18 protein-coding genes and 1 tRNA gene are annotated in these 18,211 nt (G+C 69.3%); 8 read left to right on the top strand and 11 right to left on the bottom strand.

Annotated features, from left to right (window positions below; translation table 11 throughout):
• Positions 1-36: 36 nt before the first annotated feature.
• Together AC1DJH_RS28690 and AC1DJH_RS28685 are read right to left on the bottom strand one after the other, a co-directional pair.
• Complete coding sequence (locus tag AC1DJH_RS28690) at positions 37-732, bottom strand: amino acid ABC transporter permease (protein WP_478188005.1); 696 nt, start codon at positions 730-732, stop codon at positions 37-39.
• A 171-nt stretch (positions 733-903) separates the two neighbouring features.
• Positions 904-1,731, bottom strand: coding sequence for an ABC transporter substrate-binding protein (locus tag AC1DJH_RS28685; RefSeq protein WP_435484700.1), 828 nt, complete (start codon positions 1,729-1,731; stop codon positions 904-906).
• Positions 1,732-1,978: 247 nt separating this feature from the next.
• Here AC1DJH_RS28685 and fabV point away from each other — a divergent pair, with 247 nt between their 5' ends.
• From fabV to AC1DJH_RS28670, 3 genes are read left to right on the top strand one after another with little or no spacing between them, the layout of a single operon-like run.
• A complete protein-coding gene (fabV, locus tag AC1DJH_RS28680) occupies positions 1,979-3,175 on the top strand; it encodes an enoyl-ACP reductase FabV (RefSeq protein WP_478188004.1) in 1,197 nt (398 codons plus the stop codon).
• A gap of 27 nt (positions 3,176-3,202) precedes the next feature.
• The gene (locus tag AC1DJH_RS28675; RefSeq protein WP_472121199.1) at positions 3,203-3,622 is read left to right on the top strand and encodes a group II truncated hemoglobin; all 420 of its coding nucleotides are present in this window, start codon (positions 3,203-3,205) and stop codon (positions 3,620-3,622) included.
• Between the two features lie 37 nt (positions 3,623-3,659).
• Positions 3,660-4,883, top strand: coding sequence for an NAD(P)/FAD-dependent oxidoreductase (locus tag AC1DJH_RS28670; protein ID WP_478188003.1), 1,224 nt, complete (start codon positions 3,660-3,662; stop codon positions 4,881-4,883).
• A 136-nt stretch (positions 4,884-5,019) separates the two neighbouring features.
• On the opposite strand, the gene AC1DJH_RS28665 is transcribed toward AC1DJH_RS28670, so the two are convergent.
• Positions 5,020-5,676, bottom strand: coding sequence for a Smr/MutS family protein (locus tag AC1DJH_RS28665; protein ID WP_472121204.1), 657 nt, complete (start codon positions 5,674-5,676; stop codon positions 5,020-5,022).
• The gene (gene radC, locus AC1DJH_RS28660) at positions 5,676-6,353 is read right to left on the bottom strand and encodes a RadC family protein (protein WP_478188002.1); all 678 of its coding nucleotides are present in this window, start codon (positions 6,351-6,353) and stop codon (positions 5,676-5,678) included. The genes AC1DJH_RS28665 and radC overlap by 1 nt, the downstream gene beginning before the upstream one ends.
• Before the next feature lie 108 nt (positions 6,354-6,461).
• Here radC and AC1DJH_RS28655 point away from each other — a divergent pair, with 108 nt between their 5' ends.
• The 5 genes from AC1DJH_RS28655 (at position 6,462) to AC1DJH_RS28635 (ending at position 10,343) form a co-directional block, all read left to right on the top strand.
• Positions 6,462-6,905, top strand: coding sequence for an FKBP-type peptidyl-prolyl cis-trans isomerase (locus AC1DJH_RS28655; RefSeq protein ID WP_435436136.1), 444 nt, complete (start codon positions 6,462-6,464; stop codon positions 6,903-6,905).
• Entirely contained in the window at positions 6,902-7,870 is a 969-nt protein-coding gene (ispH, locus tag AC1DJH_RS28650) for a 4-hydroxy-3-methylbut-2-enyl diphosphate reductase (protein ID WP_478188001.1), read from the top strand. The genes AC1DJH_RS28655 and ispH overlap by 4 nt, the downstream gene beginning before the upstream one ends.
• The gene (locus AC1DJH_RS28645) at positions 7,867-8,832 is read left to right on the top strand and encodes a threonine/serine dehydratase (RefSeq protein ID WP_478188000.1); all 966 of its coding nucleotides are present in this window, start codon (positions 7,867-7,869) and stop codon (positions 8,830-8,832) included. The genes ispH and AC1DJH_RS28645 overlap by 4 nt, the downstream gene beginning before the upstream one ends.
• Before the next feature lie 33 nt (positions 8,833-8,865).
• The gene (gene serS / locus AC1DJH_RS28640) at positions 8,866-10,197 is read left to right on the top strand and encodes a serine--tRNA ligase (RefSeq protein WP_435484694.1); all 1,332 of its coding nucleotides are present in this window, start codon (positions 8,866-8,868) and stop codon (positions 10,195-10,197) included.
• Between the two features lie 56 nt (positions 10,198-10,253).
• Positions 10,254-10,343, top strand: a tRNA-Ser gene (locus AC1DJH_RS28635).
• 120 nt (positions 10,344-10,463) lie between these two features.
• On the opposite strand, the gene AC1DJH_RS28630 is transcribed toward AC1DJH_RS28635, so the two are convergent.
• Genes AC1DJH_RS28630 through AC1DJH_RS28600 form a run of 7 tightly spaced genes read right to left on the bottom strand, consistent with a single transcriptional unit; the run spans position 10,464 to position 18,183 of the window.
• Complete coding sequence (locus AC1DJH_RS28630; RefSeq protein WP_478187999.1) at positions 10,464-11,123, bottom strand: energy transducer TonB; 660 nt, start codon at positions 11,121-11,123, stop codon at positions 10,464-10,466.
• On the bottom strand, positions 11,120-11,554 hold the full coding sequence (locus tag AC1DJH_RS28625) for an ExbD/TolR family protein (protein ID WP_478187998.1): 435 nt from the start codon (positions 11,552-11,554) through the stop codon (positions 11,120-11,122). The genes AC1DJH_RS28630 and AC1DJH_RS28625 overlap by 4 nt, the downstream gene beginning before the upstream one ends.
• Before the next feature lie 12 nt (positions 11,555-11,566).
• Entirely contained in the window at positions 11,567-11,995 is a 429-nt protein-coding gene (locus AC1DJH_RS28620) for an ExbD/TolR family protein (RefSeq protein ID WP_472121221.1), read from the bottom strand.
• 37 nt (positions 11,996-12,032) lie between these two features.
• On the bottom strand, positions 12,033-12,908 hold the full coding sequence (locus AC1DJH_RS28615; RefSeq protein ID WP_478187997.1) for a MotA/TolQ/ExbB proton channel family protein: 876 nt from the start codon (positions 12,906-12,908) through the stop codon (positions 12,033-12,035).
• Between the two features lie 33 nt (positions 12,909-12,941).
• The gene (locus tag AC1DJH_RS28610) at positions 12,942-14,144 is read right to left on the bottom strand and encodes an alanine racemase (RefSeq protein ID WP_478187996.1); all 1,203 of its coding nucleotides are present in this window, start codon (positions 14,142-14,144) and stop codon (positions 12,942-12,944) included.
• Entirely contained in the window at positions 14,132-16,513 is a 2,382-nt protein-coding gene (locus AC1DJH_RS28605) for an alpha/beta fold hydrolase (RefSeq protein ID WP_478187995.1), read from the bottom strand. The genes AC1DJH_RS28610 and AC1DJH_RS28605 overlap by 13 nt, the downstream gene beginning before the upstream one ends.
• Entirely contained in the window at positions 16,510-18,183 is a 1,674-nt protein-coding gene (locus AC1DJH_RS28600; RefSeq protein WP_478187994.1) for a serine hydrolase domain-containing protein, read from the bottom strand. Before AC1DJH_RS28600 ends, AC1DJH_RS28605 begins: the two co-directional genes overlap by 4 nt.
• Positions 18,184-18,211: the final 28 nt, after the last annotated feature.

Here is an 18,211-nt window from a genome sequence, read left to right as displayed (position 1 = left end):
CGCGCCTTGGGGCGGCCCGGCGTCGCTCGAACGCCGTCATATCGTCCTCACCGGAAAGCGGTGTTGGTACCACGTGGCCAGCCCCGTGATGACCAGCGACACCGTCAGGTATGCCGCGCTCGCGAACGCGAAGGACTCGAAGCTGCGAAAGGTCGCGCTCTCGACCTGGCCGGCCTGGTACATCAGCTCGGCCACGCCGATCACGGTGGCGATGGAGGTGTTCTTCCACAGGCTCAGTGTCTGCGAAATGAGTGGCGGCACCGTCACGCGCAGCGCCTGCGGCAGCACCACGCGGCGCATGGTGGCGAGGTAGCTGAAGCCCATGGCGCGGCCCGCCTCGAACTGCACGGTGGGAATCGCGCGGATGCCGCTGCGTATGTCTTCCGCCATGAAGGCCGCGGTGTAGAGCGCGAGCGCGATGATGGCGCTGTAGGCCTCGATGTGGCCCGCATAGAGCCATTGCTTGATGCCCTCAGGCAGCAGCTCGGGCGCACCGAAATACCAGAACAGCATGTGGGCGAGCAGCGGGATGTTGCGTATCGACTCCACGTAGGCAAAGCCCAGCCAGCGCAGCGGCGCGAAGGGCGACAGCCGCAGCATGGCCACCACCAGCGCGATGGGCAGGGCCAGAACCAGCGCGGCCACGAGCAGCTGCAGCGACAGCAGCAGGCCCGCGACCAGCATGTCGTGGTACTTGCCGGTGAGCAGCAAGGAATAGTCGAACAGGGGCATGGGGGGCGACAGTATCACTGCCGCGTGGGGGATTCGCTCCCTCCCCCGCTGGGGGAGGGTTGGGGTGGGGGCACGGCGGCGGCTGTTACGGCGCGGCGCCTATATGGAGGCCGCGTGCCCCCATCCCGGCCTTCCCCCAGCGGGGGAAGGAGAAAGACCGAAGACCGGGGGTCAGTCGATCTTGTCGCTGTCGAGCTTGAAGTCGCGCGTCTGGAAGCCCGAGGCCGTCGTCGGCCCGTACCACTTCACGAAGATCTTCTGCGCCTCGCCCGACTTCTCGAGCTCGCGCAGCGTGTCGTCCACCACTGCCTTCAGGCCGCTCTCGCCCTTCTTGATGCCGATGGCCAGCGCCTCGGTGCTCAGGTTCTGCTTGAGGACCACGTACTGCGCCTTCTGCGGGCCCAGCTTGGCGTAGCTGCGCAGCAGCGCCGCCTCGTCGTCCACGTAGCCCACGCCCTTGCCCTGCTGCAGCGCCTGGAAGGCCTGCTGGCTGGTGTCGAAGGTCACGACCTCGACGTTGGGCACCGCCTTGCGGATGTTGGGCTCCTGCGTGCCGCCGCGGATGGTCAGCACCTTCTTGCCCGCGAGCTGCGGCACCTCGGTGATGCCGCTGTCCTTCTTCACGATGGCCTTCTGGCCGGTGACGAAGGTGGTGAGCGAGAAGTCGATCTGCGCCTCGCGCTCCTTGTTGTGCGTGAGGCCGGCGGCCACCAGGTCCACATGGCCCTGCTGCAGCTCGGGAATGCGCGCGGCCACGGCAATCTGCTTGAGCACCGGCTTCACGCCGATCTTCCTGGCGATGGCGTTCACCAGGTCGACCTCGTAGCCGACGATCTGGCGCGTCTTCGGGTCGACGAAGGTCGCGGGCTCGTCGGTGCCGAGCACGCCGACGACCAGCTCGCCCTTCTTCTTGATGTCGGCCAGCTGGTCGGCGTGGGCGACGGTGCCCAGCAGCAGGGTGGACGCGGCGACGGCCGCGGCAATCAGGTTCAAGCGCATGTTCTTCTCCTTGAGGGATGGCAGGGCGAGACCATATCAATAAAACCTCAGATCATTAAATGGTCAATTCATATATCGACATGTGTGCGTGGCTATGAGGCCGGCGTGGGCCACGGCTGCCTCCTGCCTGTGTGGCTGCTGAAGGTGCCGCCGCCTGCCTGGGTTAAATTCGCGGCGCCCCACGCGCTGCGGCGCTCCTGCCGCTCTCCTGCGGCCTGCGTCCCGCGTCCCATCCAGCGAGCTCCCCATGATCATCAAACCCCGCGTGCGCGGCTTCATCTGCGTCACGACCCATCCCACCGGCTGCGAGGCCAACGTCAACCAGCAGATCGCCTACGTGAAGGCCCAGGCGCCCATCGCGGGCGGGCCGAAGAAGGTGCTGGTGATCGGTGCATCGACCGGCTACGGCCTGGCCGCGCGCATCACCTCGGCCTTCGGCTGCGGGGCCGACACGCTGGGCGTGTTCTTCGAACGCGCGGGCAGCGAGACCAAACCCGGTTCGCCCGGCTGGTACAACACCGCCGCCTTCCACCGCGCCGCCGCCGCCGAAGGCCGCTATGCGAAGAGCATCAACGGCGACGGCTTTTCCGACGCGGTGAAGCAGCAGACCATCGACACCATCCGCGCCGACCTCGGCCAGGTCGACCTGGTCGTCTACAGCCTGGCCGCGCCGCGGCGCACGCACCCGAAGACGGGGCAGGTCTTCAACTCGGTGCTCAAGCCCATCGGCAAGTCGGTGAACCTGCGCGGCCTCGACACCGACAACGAGACCGTGAAGGAGACCGTGCTCGAAGCGGCCACGCAGGAAGAAATCGACAACACCGTGGCCGTGATGGGCGGCGAGGACTGGCAGATGTGGATCGACGCGCTGCAGCAGGCCGGCGTGCTGGCCGACGGCGCAAGGACCACGGCCTTCACCTACCTGGGCGAGCAGATCACACACGACATCTACTGGAACGGCTCCATCGGCGCGGCGAAGAAAGACCTCGACCAGAAGGTGCTCGGCCTTCGCAAGACGTTGGCCGCGAAGGGCGGCGACGCGCGCGTGTCGGTGCTCAAGGCAGTGGTCACGCAGGCCAGCTCGGCCATTCCGATGATGCCGCTGTACCTGTCGCTGCTGTTCAAGGTGATGAAGGAGCAGGGCACGCACGAGGGCTGCATCGAGCAGGTGCACGGCCTGTATGCCGAGAGCCTCTACGGCAGCGCACCGCACATCGACGACGAAGGCCGTCTGCGCGCCGACTACAAGGAACTGGCACCCGATGTTCAGGCGCAGGTGCTGGCACTGTGGCCCCAGGTCACCAGCGAGAACATCCACGCGCTCACCGACTTCGCGGGCTACAAGACCGAGTTCCTGCGGCTCTTCGGCTTCGCGGTCGATGGCGTGGACTACGAGGCCGACGTGAATCCCGATGTGGAGATTCCGAACCTCGTGCAGGGCTAGCCAGCGCACAGAGGGATACTCCCGCCCATGCAGATTCAAGACAAGCCGCCCGCCGGCACGCCCTTCGAGTGGATCGGCGGCGAACCCAAAGTGGAGGCGCTGGTCGAGCGCTTCTACGACCTGATGGACCTCGAACCCGCCTACGCGCAACTGCGCGCCGTGCACGGCACCAGCCTGGACAACGCACGCCAGCGCCTGTTCTGGTTCCTGTGCGGCTGGCTCGGCGGCCCGCAGCACTACACCGACCGTTTCGGCCATCCGATGCTGCGCGCGCGCCACCTGCCGCAGAGCATCGGCGGGCACTCCATCGGCATCAAGGAGCGCGACCAGTGGCTGGCCTGCATGGACCAGGCCATGGGCGAGACGGGCGTGCCCGAAGACCTGCGCGAACGCCTGCGCGACTCTTTTTTCAAGACCGCCGACTGGATGCGCAATCGCGGCGAATGACCGACCCACAACGATTTCGAAAGACGCTTTCCTCATCATGAATTCCATCGTCATCATCGGCGGCGGCCACGCCGCGGCCCAGTTGTGTGCCGGCCTTGCGGAAGCAGGGCAGGGCGCGCGCGTGCACCTGGTCTGCGAAGAGGCCTGCGAGCCGTACCACCGCCCGCCGCTGTCCAAGGCCTTCCTGAAGAGCGCCGAAGAGGTCACGCAGCCGCACAAGGCCGCCGACTGGTACCGCGAAGCGGGCATCACGCTGCACCTGGGCGATGCGGCCGTGGCCATCGATCGCGAGGCGCACACCGTCACGCTGCGCTCCGGCGCGGTGCTGCCGTGGGAGCGCCTGGTGCTGGCCACCGGCACGCGGGCGCGCCAGATGCCCGACCTGAAGCCGGGTCTGGAAAACGTCGCCAGCCTGCGCGCCGCCGATGAAGCGCATCGCCTGCGCGCGCGGCTCGCCTCGGCCGAGCGGGTCACCGTGCTGGGCGGCGGTTTCATCGGGCTCGAAGTGGCGGCCACCGCCAAGGCGCTCGGCAAGTCGGTGCAGGTGATCGAAAGCGCGCCGCGCCTGCTGGGCCGCGCCGTGTCGCCCGAGCTGTCGGCGCACGTGCTCGCCACGCACCGCGCGGCGGGCATCGACATCGTGCTCGGCGCGCAGACCGGCGCGTTCGAGGTCGAGGGCGACCGGCTGTTGTCGGTGCAGGTCAACGGCGTGAAGCAGCCGGTCGACCTGTTGCTGCTGGGCATCGGCGCGGTGCCCGAGACCGCGCTCGCGCAAGCGGCCGGCATCGAATGCGCCGACGGCATCGTGGTCGATGCACAGATGCAGACCAGCGCGGCCGGTGTGCTGGCGGTGGGCGACTGCACACGCTTTCCCGACCGCCGTGCGGGCCGCGTGCTGCGGCTCGAATCGGTGCAGAACGCCAACGACCAGGCCCGCACGGCCGTCGCCACGCTGACCGGCGCGGGCCGCGATCATGATGCGGTGGCGTGGTTCTGGTCCGACCAGGGCGGCATGCGCCTGCAGATGGCGGGCCTGATGCCGGCCGAAGGCACGCCGGGCCTGACCAGCGTGCGCCGCCCGGGCCCCAAGCCCGAGGCGTTCTCGCTGTTCCACTATGTCGACGGGCAGCTCGTGTGCGTGGAGTCGGTGAACGCGCCGGTCGACCACATGATGAGCCGCAAGCTGCTCGAAGCGGGGCGCAGCCCGGATGCGGCGGCTGTGGCTGACGTGTCGGTGCCGTTGAAGAACCACTTGGCCTGAAGCCGCCGCGTCTTGCTCCCTCCCCCGCTGGGGGAGGGTCGGGGTGGGGGCTCGCCGGCGATCAAGACATCGCAGCCTGTGCAAAGGCCGCGTGTCCCCCATCCCCGTCTTCTCCCAAAGGGGGAAGGGGCGAGACTCAGCGCCGCACGGGCGCCAGCAGCACCACCAGCGCCCCCGCCCCGCCTTCGGCCGGCTTGGCCTGCACGAAAGCGATGACTTCGTTCTTCTGGATCAGCCAGCGCTGCGCCTTCGTCTTCAGCACCGGCTGCTTGCCCGGCGAGCCCAGCCCCTTGCCGTGCACCACGCGCACGCAGCGCAGCCCCTGCTTGTGGGCGGTGCGGATGAAGCCGCCGAGCGCCTCGCGCGCCTCGTCGCTGCGCAGGCCGTGCAGGTCGAGCTGCGCCTGGATGGACCATTCGCCCTTGCGCAACCGTGCCGTCACGCCGGTGCCGATGCCGGGGCGGCGGAAGCTCATGGCGTCGTCCACGTCGAGCAGCGTGGTCACGTCGAACTCGTCGGACAGCGACTCGCGCAGCACGCGCTGCTCGTCGAGCTGGTGCTGCACCGGGATGGGCGCGGGCCGATCGGGCGCGAGCGGCACCGACGCCTTGCGGCGCAGCGGCTCGGTGGCACCGATGGCGCGGGCGAACAGGTCTTTTTCGGCCGCGCGCCTGCGTTCGGCCGCGGCCTTGGCCGCCGCTTCGGCGGCCTCGCGTTCGCGCGTTTCGGCAAGCACGCGCTGCACCTGCTTCAGGTCGGCCAGGTTCTTGAGGGAGGGGGGACGCGGCGCCATCAGAGCAGCCCTTTCTCGGCCATCGAGAAACTCTGCCCGGGGCTCACGATGACGTGGTCGAGCACCCGCACGTCCACCAGGGCCAGCGCGGCGCGCAGCGTTTGCGTGAGCGACTCGTCCGCGCGCGAGGGCTCGATGCTGCCGCTCGGGTGGTTGTGCGACAGCACCACGGCCGCGGCCTGGTGGTGGATGGCGCGAGTGACCACTTCGCGCGGGTAGACGCTGGTCTGCGTGAGCGTGCCGCGAAACAGCTCTTCCAGCGCGATCAGGCGGTGCTGCACGTCGAGGAACACCACCGCGAACACTTCGTGGGGGCGCGAGCCGATGTGCAACTGCAGGTACTGCTTGACCGTATCGGGCGAATCGAACACCGCGCGTTCTTGCAGCCGCTCGCCCATGGCGCGGCGGGCCAGCTCGAGCACCGCGATCAGCTCGGAGCGCTTGGCGCTGCCGCCCATGCCCTTCACGGTCTTGAGCTCGTCGGGGCCGGTGTGCAGCAGGCCCGACAGGCCGCCGAAGCGTTCGAGCAACTGCTGCGCCAGCTGCAGCACGTTCTGGCCCGCCACCCCGGTGCGCAGCAGCAGGGCCAGCAGCTCGGCGTCCGCAAGCGCGGCGGCCCCGCGCGAGATGAGTTTTTCGCGCGGGCGGGCGGCGAGAGGGAGGTCCTTGAATGCCATGAAACCCTGGGTGAAACCTTGGCGGAGCCGGGTGGAAGTCCCGCTCCTTAAAATGAGGGCCAGTTTATCGGGACACCCACCTTGTCTTTGCCCACCTCTGATGCCCCCATGTCCCAAGTTGTGACTTCTGGCTCCTTCCTGACCCTGCATTACCGGCTGGCCGGCCCCGCGGGCGACATCATCAACACCTTCGCCGACAAGCCCGCGACCCTGTCGCTGGGCACCGGGGAGCTTTCTCCCGCCATGGAGCAGCGCCTGATGGGCCTGGAAGAGGGCACGCACGCCACCTTCGAGCTGCCCGCCGGCGAGGCCTTCGGCGAGCGCAACCCCGACATGCAGCAGTGGGTGGCCCGCACGCTGCTCGCGAAGATGGGCGACCCCGACGAGAAGTACGCCACGGGCGACGTGGTGCAGTTCCCCACGCCCGACGGCACCGGCAGCTACGCCGGTGCGGTGGTGGAGGCCAGCGACACGGCGGTGCGCTTCGACTTCAACCACCCGCTGGCCGGCCAGCCCGTCACTTTCGAAGTGAAGCTGATCGGCGTGCTATGAACCCGGCCATTTCCGAAGTCCTCCTTGCCGAGCCGCGCGGCTTCTGCGCCGGCGTCGACCGCGCCATCGAGATCGTGGAGCGCGCGCTGGCCAAGTTCGGCGCGCCGATCTATGTGCGCCACGAGATCGTGCACAACACCTACGTGGTGAACGAGCTCAAGGCCAAGGGCGCGATCTTCATCGAGGAGCTGTCCGACGTGCCGCCCGGCGCCACGCTGGTGTTCAGCGCGCACGGCGTGAGCAAGGCGGTGGAGCAGGAGGCGCGCGACCGCGGCTTCGAGATCTTCGACGCCACCTGCCCGCTGGTGACCAAGGTGCACGTCGAGGTGGCCAAGCTCGCGAAAGAGGGCTACGAGTTCATCATGATCGGCCACAAGGGCCACCCCGAGGTCGAGGGCACGATGGGCCAGCTCACGAGCGGCATCCACCTGGTGGAAGACGTGGCCGACGTGGCCAGGGTCTCGCCGGGCCAGACGGACAAGCTCGCCGTGGTCACGCAGACCACGCTCAGCGTGGACGACGCCGCCGAGATCGCCGCCGCCGTGCGTGCGCGCTTTCCGAAGGTGCGCGAGCCCAAGCAACAAGACATCTGCTACGCCACGCAGAACCGCCAGGACGCGGTGAAGATCATGAGCCCGCAGGTCGACCTGGTGATCGTGGTCGGCAGCCCCACCAGCTCCAACAGCAACCGCCTGCGCGAGCTGGCCGAGCGCCTGGGCACCGAGAGCTACATGGTCGATTCCGCCGAAGAGCTCCGGCCCGAGTGGTTCGAAGGCAAGGCCCGCATCGGCCTCACGGCCGGTGCCTCGGCGCCCGAAGTGCTGGTGAGCGAGGTGATCGACCGCGTGCGCGCGTTGGGCGCGGTGTCGGTGCGCAAGATGGACGGCATCGAGGAAACCATCAAGTTTCCGCTCCCCAAGGGCCTCAAGCTCGACGACATTCCCCCTCCCGGACACATCTCTTGAACGACACGACAACGAATCACTGGCGCTCTGAAATCGATAGCGCCGCCGCCAGGCTGGACGAACGTGCTGGCCACTTTTTGCGCCAAACCCCGCTGTGGAAGCTGCCGGTTGCCGCATTCGGCGTCGACGCGCGGGGCGCCGAGGTCTGGCTCAAGCTGGAGCACATGCAGGTCAGCGGCAGCTTCAAGGCGCGCGGCATGATGAACCGGCTGCTGGCCAACGACATTCCCGCCAGCGGCGTGGTCGTGGCCTCGGGCGGCAACGCCGGCATTGCCACCGCCGCCGCGGCGCAGGCGCTGGGCGTGCCTTGCCAGGTGTTCCTGCCCGGCGTGTCGCCCGAAGCCAAGCGCGCGCGCCTGCGTGCGCTCGGCGCCGAAGTGGTCGTGGTCGGCCAGTTGTACCCCGATGCGCTGGCCGCCTGCCTTGCGCGCCAGAAGGAATCGGGCGCCTTGCTCACCCATGCCTACGACCAGCCCGAAGTGGTGGCCGGTGCCGGCACGCTGGGCCGCGAAATCGAAGCGCAGGGTGGCCTGCCCGACGCGGTGCTCGTGAGCGTGGGCGGCGGCGGCCTCATCGGCGGCCTGGCCGGCTGGTTCGAGAAGCGCGCCCGCGTGGTGGCGCTTGAGCCCGAGAAGGCCCCCACGCTGTACCGCGCCCGCGAAGCCGGCGAGCCGGTCGACGTGGACGTGAGCGGCATCGCCGCCGATTCGCTGGGCGCGCGCCGCATCGGCAACATCGCCTGGGAGATCACGCAGCAGCAGGTCGAACACGCGCTGCTGCTGTCCGACGAAGCCATCCGCACCGCCCAGCAGTGGCTGTGGAAGGAGCTCAAGCTCGCCGTGGAGCCGGCCGCCGCGCTGCCGCTGGCGGCGCTGCAGACCGGCGCCTACGTGCCGCGCGCGGGCGAGAAGGTGTGCCTGATCGTCTGCGGCGCCAACGTCGACCCCGCCACCGTCGCCTGACAGCCCCAGAAACCCGAACTCTAGAATCGACCGATGCTCGACATCACCCTGCTCCGCAAAGACCTGGCCTCCGCTGTGGCCGGCCTCGAAAAACGCAAGAAGAACCAGCCCTACCTCGACGTGTCGGCGTTCACCGCGCTCGAGGCCGAGCGCAAGACCGTGCAGACCCGCAGCGAGGAAATCCAGGCGCGCCGAAACACGCTGAACAAGCAGATCGGCCCGCTCAAGGCCAAGGGCGAGTCCACCGACGCGCTGATGGCCGAAGTCAATGCGCTGAAGGCTGAGCAGGAGTCGCAATCGAAGCGCCTCGACGAGATCCAGCCCGAACTGCATGCGCTGCTGCTCGCCGTGCCCAACCTGCCGCACGCCAGCGTGCCGCTGGGCGAAGACGAGACCGGCAACGTCGAAGTGCGCCGCTGGGCCCCGCAAGGCGGTGCCGGCGCCAACGCCGTGCCCCTGGCCTTCGCACCCAAGGATCACGTCGACCTGGGCGCGCCGCTGGGCCTCGACTTCGAGATGGGCGCCAAGCTTGCCGGCTCGCGCTTCACCGTCATGAAGGGCCCGATCGCGCGGCTGCACCGCGCGCTGGCGCAGTTCATGATCGACACGCAGACCGAGAAGCACGGCTACACCGAGTGCTACGTGCCCTACATCGTCAACGCCGCCACGCTCAGCGGCACCGGCCAGCTGCCCAAGTTCGAGGGCGACCTGTTCGCCGCGAAGAAGGGCGGCCAGGACGGCGAGCCTGCGCCCGATCATTCGGCGCTGTACCTCATTCCGACCAGCGAAGTGCCGCTGACCAACTTCGTGCGCGACGAGGTGGTGGCCGAGTCGCAACTGCCGATCAAGCTCACGGCCCACACGCCGTGCTTCCGCTCCGAAGCGGGGAGCGCGGGGCGAGACACGCGCGGCATGATCCGCCAGCACCAGTTCGACAAGGTCGAGATGGTGCAGGTCGTGCACCCCGACACCAGCTACGACGCGCTCGAGCAAATGACCGGTCACGCCGAGGCCGTGCTGCAGGCGCTGGAGCTGCCCTACCGCGTGGTGCTGCTGTGCACCGGCGACATGGGTTTCGGCGCCACCAAGACCTACGACCTGGAAGTGTGGCTGCCGGCGCAGGACACGTACCGCGAGATCAGCTCGGTGTCGAACTGCGAAGCCTTCCAGGCGCGCCGCCTGCAGGCCCGCTTCAAGAATGCCAACGGCAAGAACGAACTGGTGCACACCCTGAACGGTTCCGGCTTGGCCGTGGGCCGCGCGCTGGTGGCGGTGCTGGAGAACCACCAGAACGAAGACGGCTCGATCAACGTGCCGGCTGCGTTGCGCCCGTACATCGGCGGCGCTGAAATCTTGCGCGCCTGATTCTTTTTGTAGAAACGCCTTCAATTACCCGTATAATCGAAGGCTCGACAGACACCGGAGAGGTGGCAGAGTGGTCGAATGTACCTGACTCGAAATCAGGCGTACTAGCGATAGTACCGAGGGTTCGAATCCCTCCCTCTCCTCCAAGAATGGCCCCGCAAGGGGCTATTTTTTTGCCCGTACGTTCCCGAGCTCGCAATAAAAGGCGTTGCGCGGGGACTGCCCCGGCGCAACGCCCTGGTCGCAAAAACTCAGCCCCGCTCGGCCTATTCGATCCTGAACACGAACTCCTGCGTCGCCAGGATCTCCGCATCCCCCGTCGTCTGGCATTCGTATCGCATCATGGCCGAGCGCACGGCCGACTGGTACACCTTCGGCCCCGACAGGAAGCGCACCTCCGTCACACGTCCGCCCTTGATGCGCACCTCCGCCTTCACCACGCCGCTCGTGCCTTCGTCCAGCGCCTTGCGCGGCATCTCGGGCTTGACCTGCCTCGGGCATGCGACGGCGATGTCGGTCGACGTCGCCTGCGCCGGTGGGGCCGGCGGCGCGGGTGGCGCAGGCGGTGCGGCCGGCGGCGGCGCGACCGGCTCCTGGCTTTGCACCGCCGTGATCGCGGGCGCGGTGCTCGGCGGCGGCGTCACGGCCGGCGGCGGCACGTAGGCCGGCTTGGGCGGTGGCGGCGCCTTGGGCGGCGCCTGCTTGATGACCTTCTTCGGCGGCGGCGGTGGAGGAGGCGGCGGAGGCGGCGGCAGCTTCATCTCCGCGATGATCGTCGCGTCCATCGGCTTCTTGATCATCTCCACCGCCTGGCGGGCCAGGCCCGACACGAGCGCATAGCCGACCAGCACATGGAACAGCACCATCACGCCGATGCCCACGGGGCCGAAGCGCGACTTGGGGTCGAAGTCGTTGGCGCGGCTCATGGAACGAACTGCTCCGAACCCATGATGCCCAGCTTGGTCAGGCCCGAGCGCTGCGCCGAGGCCATCACGCCGGCCACCATGTTGTACTTGGCGCCCTTGTCGGGGCGCAGGTGCACCTCGGGCTGCACCGGCTGCGCGGCGACCTGCTCGAAGCGCCGCTCCACCTCGGCCAGCTCGCCCACGGCCTCGCCGTTCCACAGCACGGTGCTGCGCGCGTCGATGTCGATGCGCAGCACCTCGGGCTTGATGTCGCTCGGCGGCGGGTTGCCGTTGGGCATGTTCAGGTTCACCGCGTGCAGCTGGATCGGGATGGTGATGATCAGCATGATCAGCAGCACCAGCATCACGTCGATCAGCGGGGTGGTGTTGATGTCCATCATGGGCTCGTCGGACGGCGCGCCGCTGCGGCGCCCCTGTTTTTCTTTTCGCATGGCTGTGCCTTCTCAGTTGCGCGCGGGGGGCTCGGTGATGAAGCCCACCTTCACGATGCCGGCCGACTGGCACGCGAAGATGATCTTGCCCACCGGCTCGTAGTCGGAATGCCAGTCGCCGCGGATGTGCACCTCGGGCTGCGGCGTCATCGCGGCCACCTTCTTCAGCTTGTCGGCCAGGCTCGTCACGTCGCGCACAGGGGTGTCGTACCAGTAGATGCGCCCCGCGGCGTCCACCGACAGCACCACGGTATCGGGCTTGCTTTCGCGCACCTCGTTGCGCTGCTTGGGCACGTCCACCGGCACCGAGTAATTGACCACCGGGATGGTGATGAGGAAGATGATCAGCAGCACCAGCATCACGTCGACCAGCGGCGTGGTGTTGATGGCGGCAATGGCCTGTTCCTCGTCGCCTCCGGCGGATGGGATGTTCATCGCCATGGTGTGGGTCGCTCGCTTGCGTGCGGTGTCGCGGCGCTCAGGCCGGGGCGCTGCCGGCCAGGATCACCGAGTGCAGCTCGCCGCTGAACTCGCGCACGTCGTCCATCACGGTGATGTTGCGGCGCAGGAGCCAGTTGTAGCCCAGCACCGCGGGCACGGCCACGGCCAGCCCGATGGCGGTCATGATGAGCGACTCGCCCACCGGCCCGGCCACCTTGTCGATCGACGCCTGCCCCGCGATGCCGATGGCGGTGAGCGCGTGGTAGATGCCCCAGACCGTGCCGAACAGCCCGACGAAGGGCGCGGTGGAACCCACCGTGGCCAGCAGCGACATGCCGTTGCTCAGGCGGCGCTGCACGCGCTCCGTCGCGCGGTGGATGCACAGGTCGACAAAGTCCGCGAAGTCGACCTTGCCGCGCAGGCCGTCGTGCTTGCGCGTGGCGTGCACGCCCGCGTCGGCAATGAAGCGGAAGGGGCTGCCCTCGGCCAGCCGCTCGGTGCCGGCCTGCACGGTGCCTTCGTTCCAGAACGCGTTGTCGACCTCCTTCGCCTGGCGGCCCATGCGCATCTGCTCGAGCAGCTTGGTGACGATCACGTACCAGCTGCCCATCGACATGATCGCCAGGATGAGCAGCACGGTCTTGGCCACCAGGTCGCTCTGCGCCCAAAGTGCGCCCACGCCGTAGGGGTTGTCGACCTTGGCCGCGGCGGGTGCCGACACGGAGGGTGCCGCGGTCGGCATTGCGACTGCCGAGGCTGCCGGCGCGGAAGCGGCTGCGGCCGCGGGTTCAGCCGCCGCTGCAGGGGCCGCGGCGGCCTGTGCTTCGGCAGCGTGCGGCGTGGCGGCCAGTGTGAGTGCCAGAACGAACGGGGCGGCCGCGGCCATCAGCTTTGCGCAGAAGGTTTTCATCATGAGTGACTCCAAAAAAACATTACGTGTCCAGCGTCAGGCCGCGGGCTTGGCCGCATGCCAACCCTGGGCCTTGCCCCAGACGGCGTGCACTGCCGCACCGCTGCCGCGCACCACGTGGTAGCGGTCGTAGGGCGCGGCGGTCATGCAGGCGTGGTGCGGCAGGATGCGCACGCGGCTGCCCAGGGGCAGGGCGTCGAACATGGCCTGCACGGCCGCCTTGCCGTCGCCTTCGCAGGCGACCAGGCCGTGCTCCTGGTGCAGCTCGGCCACGCGCAAGCCGGGCAGCGGCGTGGTGCCCTGCGCATGGCACACCAGCCCGAAGCCCAGGCCGTCGCGAAACTCCGCGCCCGACGCGTCCTTCGACAGCGCGAGCGCGCCCGCGTCGATCAGCACCCGGCGCGAGCGCGGGTTGTGCCCGATCACCGTGGCCAGCACCGACAGCGCGATGTCCTCGATGCGGCAGATGCCGCGCGCGGCCTGGTCCAGGTCGAAGAAGGTGTAGACGCCGGGGCGCATCTCGGTGACGCCGTCGAGCCGGTCGGCGCACACCGCCGTCGGCGTGGCGCCCACGCTGACCGTGCCCACCTCGAAGCCGGCCGCGCGCAGGCGATCGGCCGCATGCACCGCGCCGGCCCGCTCGGCCTCGGCAATGCCGCGTATCGCGGCCAGCCCGGCGGCGTGGTAGCTGTGGCCCGCGTGCGTGAGCACGCCGGCCAGTTGCAGCGACTCGCTGTCTTGCACTTCTCGCGCAATGGCCAGCAGTGCCTCGTCGTCGGGCGCGACGCCACCGCGCCCGCCGCCGGTGTCGATCTCGATCAGCAGGGCGAACTTCGCACCCAGCGCGCGCGCACGCGCGGCCGCGGCCTGCACCGCTTCGACGCGATCGGCCAGCAAGGTCACGCGCGCGAAGTGCGTGCGCTGCACCAGGTGCAGCGCATCGATCTTGCCCGCGTCGATGCCCACCGCATAGGTGATGTCGAGGAAGCCGCGGCTGGCGAAGTAGTCCGCCTCGGCCACGGTCGACACCGTGATGGCGCCGCTGTGCCCGCGCGTGGCCAGGCGCGCTACCTCGGCCGACTTCGAGGTCTTCAGGTGCGGGCGCAGCGCCACGCCGTGGCGTGCCGCGCGCTGCGCCATCGCCTCGCAGTTGCGCTCGAGCACGGTGGCGTCGAGCAGCAGCGCGGGCGTGGTGAGTTCGGCCAGCACCGTGCGGCCGAGTTCCATCATTGCGCCCATCCGAGCTCCGCCATCATCAGGTCGACCGCTTGCGCGATCTGCTCCACGAAGGGCGGCAGCAGCACCAGCGTCATGTGCGCGGCGCCCTCCACCAGCTGCATGCGGCCGCGCGTCGACAAAGCCGCATGGTCCTGCTGGTACTCGGGCCAGAGCCGCTGGAGGTTCGCGGCGCCTTCGACCGCTGGCGGCAGCTTGTCCTGCGATGCCCACACCACCGCCACCGGCCGCGCGCCCAGGTCGGGCGATGCCGCGGCCTGCTGCGCGACCTGCGGCAGGCCCGTGTGCTCCGAGACCATCGTGTCGATGGTCTCGGGCGTGTAGGTCGCCTTCAGCTGCCGCACCACCTCGGGCATGTCGGCGAACATCGCCTCGATCGGCGCCATCTCCGGCGGCGGCGCGCCCCCGGCCTGGAAGGCGCTGCGCTTCGCACGCTCGGCATCCAGGTGCGCCTGCGGCAGCGGCTGCCTGAACAGTTCGTACTGGTCGGGGTGGCTGGCGTCGAGCATCACCAGCCCCACCACCTGCTCGGGATACAGCCCCGTGTAGATGCGGTTGAGCAGCCCGCCCATCGAATGGCCGACCAGCACGACCGGCCCGGTCACGCCGGCCGCCGTCAGCAGCGCGTGCAGCCGGTGCGCATTGCGCTGGCCGTCGAAGGGCTCGGGGTCGGCGTCGCTCCAGCCCATGCCGGGGCGGTCGTAGGCAACCACCGGGTACCTGGCCGACAGCGCCTGCCGCAGCCGCCCGTAGGTCGCCGAGGCGCAGCCGCCGCCGGCCTCGATCACCAGCGTCGGCTGCAGCGCGCTGGCCGGTGCCGGGCCGCTGCGCTGCAGGTGCATGGCGAGCCCGCCGATGTCGTACAGCTCGCCGGGCGCGGCGATCTTCCATGGCTTGGCCGCCTGCGCGGGCAGGCGCCTGGGCGCTTCCACGCGCGGCCAGTAGTCGAGGTCGCGCACGCGGTACGGCAGGTTGGCGAAGTCGGTGCTCAGCGAGGCCGGCGTCGACACGTACAGCACCGACTTGGCGATGGGCCCGAACTCGGCATGAAAGTGCTGCGCCGACTTCACGATGACCAGCTTCTTGGCCGAGAGGTCGATGCCCAGGCCCGTGAAGAGGTCGGTGCCGATGACCTGGTTGCGCTTGCTGATGAGCACGATGTCCACGCCGTCGGCGGCCTGCACCCACACGCACGGGCCCATGGGCGTGCGCACGCCCGAGAGGCCGCCCTGCGAATGCGCCTCCACCACGCGCATGATGGTCACGTGCAGGTCGATCGGGTCGCCCGAGGCCGGGCCGCACTTGCCGCCCAGGCGCAGCTCGAAGCTCGCGCCTTCGCCCGCGTCGCGGCACAGCTGCACCGCGCCCAGGTCCCACACGCCGCCGAAGGCCACGTCGCCGATGCCGCGCTCGACCACCGCGCGCAGCATGAAGGTGCTGTCGCTGGTGGCGCCGCCGCCGGGGTTGTCGGCGGTGTCGGCAATGACCACGGGGCCGTCGGGCGTGGCCATGGCCTTGGCGAGCGTCTCTTCGATCGAGAGCGAGGGCACGCCGGTCTCGTGGCGCAGGTCCCAGAAGGCGCGGCCCAGTTCCTCCGCGAGCCTGGCGGCGAGCACGGGGTCGTTGTCGGTCACCACCCACAGCTTGGCGCCCGACTCGGGCACGTCGGCCCAGGGGAAGCCATGGCCCAGCGACACCGAGAGCACGCCCGGCAGCTGTTCGGCAGCCTGCATGCGGCGCACGAAGCCGGCCATCGGTTCGCGCGTGGTGTGCCACTTGCCGACCATGCGGCAGTCGTGCACGGCCGTCACGGGGTGCACGCGGCCCTGCGCGGTGTCGACGACGATGCGGATCAGCTCGGTCAGGCGATCGAACGCGTCGGTGTGCGGATATTCCTTGTAGCAAATGATCGCGTCCGCCTCGGTCAGCATCTTCTGCGTGAAGTGGCAGTGCAGGTCGAGCGACACGCCGATGGGCACCTTCGGCCCGACGATCTCGCGCACGCGCGAGATCACGTCGCCTTCGCAATCGTCGTAGCCGTCGGCCACCATCGCGCCGTGCAGCACGAGGATCACGCCGTCGACCGGCCCGGCGTTGCGCAGGTCGTCCAGGATTTCATCGCGCAGGCGTTCGTACACGCTGCGCACAGTGCGACCCAGGGGCTGCGCAAAGGCCAGCAGGCTCTCGACCGTCTCGTGGCCTTCGGCGGCGAGCTGCCTGCGCACTTCCACCGCGTACAGGCCGTAGCCGGCCGCGTCGCGTGTGCTCGCATCGCCGCGGAAGATGCCGTATTCCTCGTAGCTGCCAAGGCCGGTGGGGGCCGAGACAAAGGTGTTGGTCTCGGTGGCGAACAGGGTGGTGAAGAACTTCATGCGCGGGGCTCCTGGCGGGCAAGGTGGATGTTTCTGGAGCGCGTCGTGGCGAACAGCAGTCCCACGACCCGGCCGTCCTTGCGCTCCACGTTGAGAACCGATTTGCCCAGCTGGGACAGCAGCGGGTCGATCGAGGAGAGCGTCATCACGTCGGCCGACAACGGCGTCAGCACGCACACGTGCTGGCCATGGCGGCCCTGCACGGTGAGCTGCAGCTTGCCGTCGACCAGCGCCATCTGCGCGGTGGCGTCGAGGTCGGGGCTGGTGTAGTCGCCGCACAGCTGGTCGGCGAGCGACACGGCATCGGGCGCGGTCTCGGGCAGGCGCTCGAAGCGGCGCGGCTGGCCGCCTTCGTGCAGCACGAAGGCATCGGGTGCGCGCTGGGGATCGATGTCGGCGGCGTCGAGCACGAGGTCGTTCGTGGGCAGGTCCTGCAGGCCCAGCCACAGCTTGCCGTCGCCCTGGTTCAAGGGTTTCGCCTCGCCGGCCTGCCACGACATCGCCAGCTTGCCGGCCACGTCCACGAAGCCCAGCACGCTGCCCGTGGAGGGGGCGTGGTAGCGCTGGCCGGGCAGCGCGGGGAAGGCGCTGGCCAGCGGGCGCACGTCGGGCGGCGCCAGCGCGTCGCCCAGCAGCAGCTCGATCACCTTGAGGGCCAGCGCCCCCGGCGACACCGGCGCGCCGTTCACCATGGCGATGATGTCCAGCCCGTGGCTGGGCACGCTGATCATCTGCGACTGCGCGCCGAGCACGGCGCCGGCGTGGTGGACGATCTCGACGCCGCGGTACGGGTGGCGCGCCAGCCCGAAGCCGTAGTTCACCGTCGAGCCCGACGACAGCGTGGTGGGCGCCGACAACAGGGCCCAGCTCTTCGCGCTGCCCACGATCTTCTCGCTGCCATGCATGTGCGCGAGCCAGCGCAGCATGTCGTCCGCGGTCGACACCAGCGAGCCGCCGCCGTCGAGTTCGCACGGGTACAGGCCGCGGCGCCAGCCGCCGCCGGGCGCGGGCATGTACAGGCCGGCCATGCCGGGGACCACGTCGAGGTCGGTCTGCACCGACGACGTCTGGTGCATGCCCAGCGGGCCGAACAGGCGCGCCTTCAGGAAGTCGTCGAAGCTCTGGCCGCTCACGCGCTCGACGATCTTGGCCAGCAGGAAGTAGCCGCCGTTGCTGTAGACCATGTGCGTGCCCGGCTCGAAGTTCAGCTCGCTCTGGCGCGCCATGGCGGGCAGGCCCGGGCCGGGCAGCGTGAACGTGAGGCCGTGCGCAATGGCCCACAGTTCGTCATGGCCGCGCCAGCCGCTGGTGTGCGTGAGCAGGTGGCGCAGCGTGGGGCCGTTGGCGCTGAGCTGCGGCAGCTCGGGCAGGTATTTCTGCACCGGGTCTTCCACGTCGAGCAGGCCCTCTTCGGCCAGCAGCAGCACGGCCATGGCCGTGAAGTGCTTGCTGGTGGAGGCGATGCGCATGCGCGTGGTCGGCGTGAGGGCCACGCCCATCTCCAGGCTGGCCATGCCGACGGCGCGGCGGTACAGCAGGCGGCCATGCTGCGCGATGCCCAGCACCAGGCCGGGCGCGTCGCTGCGGTTGAGGGGCGCCACCAGCGCGTCGATGGCGGCCAGTGCGCAAGCGGTGTCAGAGGGGGAGGCGGAGGATTCGGGTTGTGACATGGAAGGACGACAAGCGATGAAGGATCGG

The sequence above is a fragment of the Variovorax sp. 10N412 genome, from assembly GCF_056394985.1.
The sequence above is the reverse complement of the archived record's forward strand: the minus strand, read 5'-3'. Positions and strand labels throughout refer to the sequence as shown.

Coding starts and splice junctions, on each gene's coding strand:
- AC1DJH_RS28690 (WP_478188005.1), bottom strand. CDS start 732: ATGCCCCTGTTCGACTATTCCTTGCTGCTCACCGGCAAGTACCACGAC.
- AC1DJH_RS28685 (WP_435484700.1), bottom strand. CDS start 1,731: ATGCGCTTGAACCTGATTGCCGCGGCCGTCGCCGCGTCCACCCTGCTG.
- fabV (WP_478188004.1), top strand. CDS start 1,979: ATGATCATCAAACCCCGCGTGCGCGGCTTCATCTGCGTCACGACCCAT.
- AC1DJH_RS28675 (WP_472121199.1), top strand. CDS start 3,203: ATGCAGATTCAAGACAAGCCGCCCGCCGGCACGCCCTTCGAGTGGATC.
- AC1DJH_RS28670 (WP_478188003.1), top strand. CDS start 3,660: ATGAATTCCATCGTCATCATCGGCGGCGGCCACGCCGCGGCCCAGTTG.
- AC1DJH_RS28665 (WP_472121204.1), bottom strand. CDS start 5,676: ATGGCGCCGCGTCCCCCCTCCCTCAAGAACCTGGCCGACCTGAAGCAG.
- radC (WP_478188002.1), bottom strand. CDS start 6,353: ATGGCATTCAAGGACCTCCCTCTCGCCGCCCGCCCGCGCGAAAAACTC.
- AC1DJH_RS28655 (WP_435436136.1), top strand. CDS start 6,462: ATGTCCCAAGTTGTGACTTCTGGCTCCTTCCTGACCCTGCATTACCGG.
- ispH (WP_478188001.1), top strand. CDS start 6,902: ATGAACCCGGCCATTTCCGAAGTCCTCCTTGCCGAGCCGCGCGGCTTC.
- serS (WP_435484694.1), top strand. CDS start 8,866: ATGCTCGACATCACCCTGCTCCGCAAAGACCTGGCCTCCGCTGTGGCC.
- AC1DJH_RS28630 (WP_478187999.1), bottom strand. CDS start 11,123: ATGAGCCGCGCCAACGACTTCGACCCCAAGTCGCGCTTCGGCCCCGTG.
- AC1DJH_RS28625 (WP_478187998.1), bottom strand. CDS start 11,554: ATGCGAAAAGAAAAACAGGGGCGCCGCAGCGGCGCGCCGTCCGACGAG.
- AC1DJH_RS28620 (WP_472121221.1), bottom strand. CDS start 11,995: ATGGCGATGAACATCCCATCCGCCGGAGGCGACGAGGAACAGGCCATT.
- AC1DJH_RS28615 (WP_478187997.1), bottom strand. CDS start 12,908: ATGATGAAAACCTTCTGCGCAAAGCTGATGGCCGCGGCCGCCCCGTTC.
- AC1DJH_RS28610 (WP_478187996.1), bottom strand. CDS start 14,144: ATGGGCGCAATGATGGAACTCGGCCGCACGGTGCTGGCCGAACTCACC.
- AC1DJH_RS28605 (WP_478187995.1), bottom strand. CDS start 16,513: ATGAAGTTCTTCACCACCCTGTTCGCCACCGAGACCAACACCTTTGTC.
- AC1DJH_RS28600 (WP_478187994.1), bottom strand. CDS start 18,183: ATGTCACAACCCGAATCCTCCGCCTCCCCCTCTGACACCGCTTGCGCA.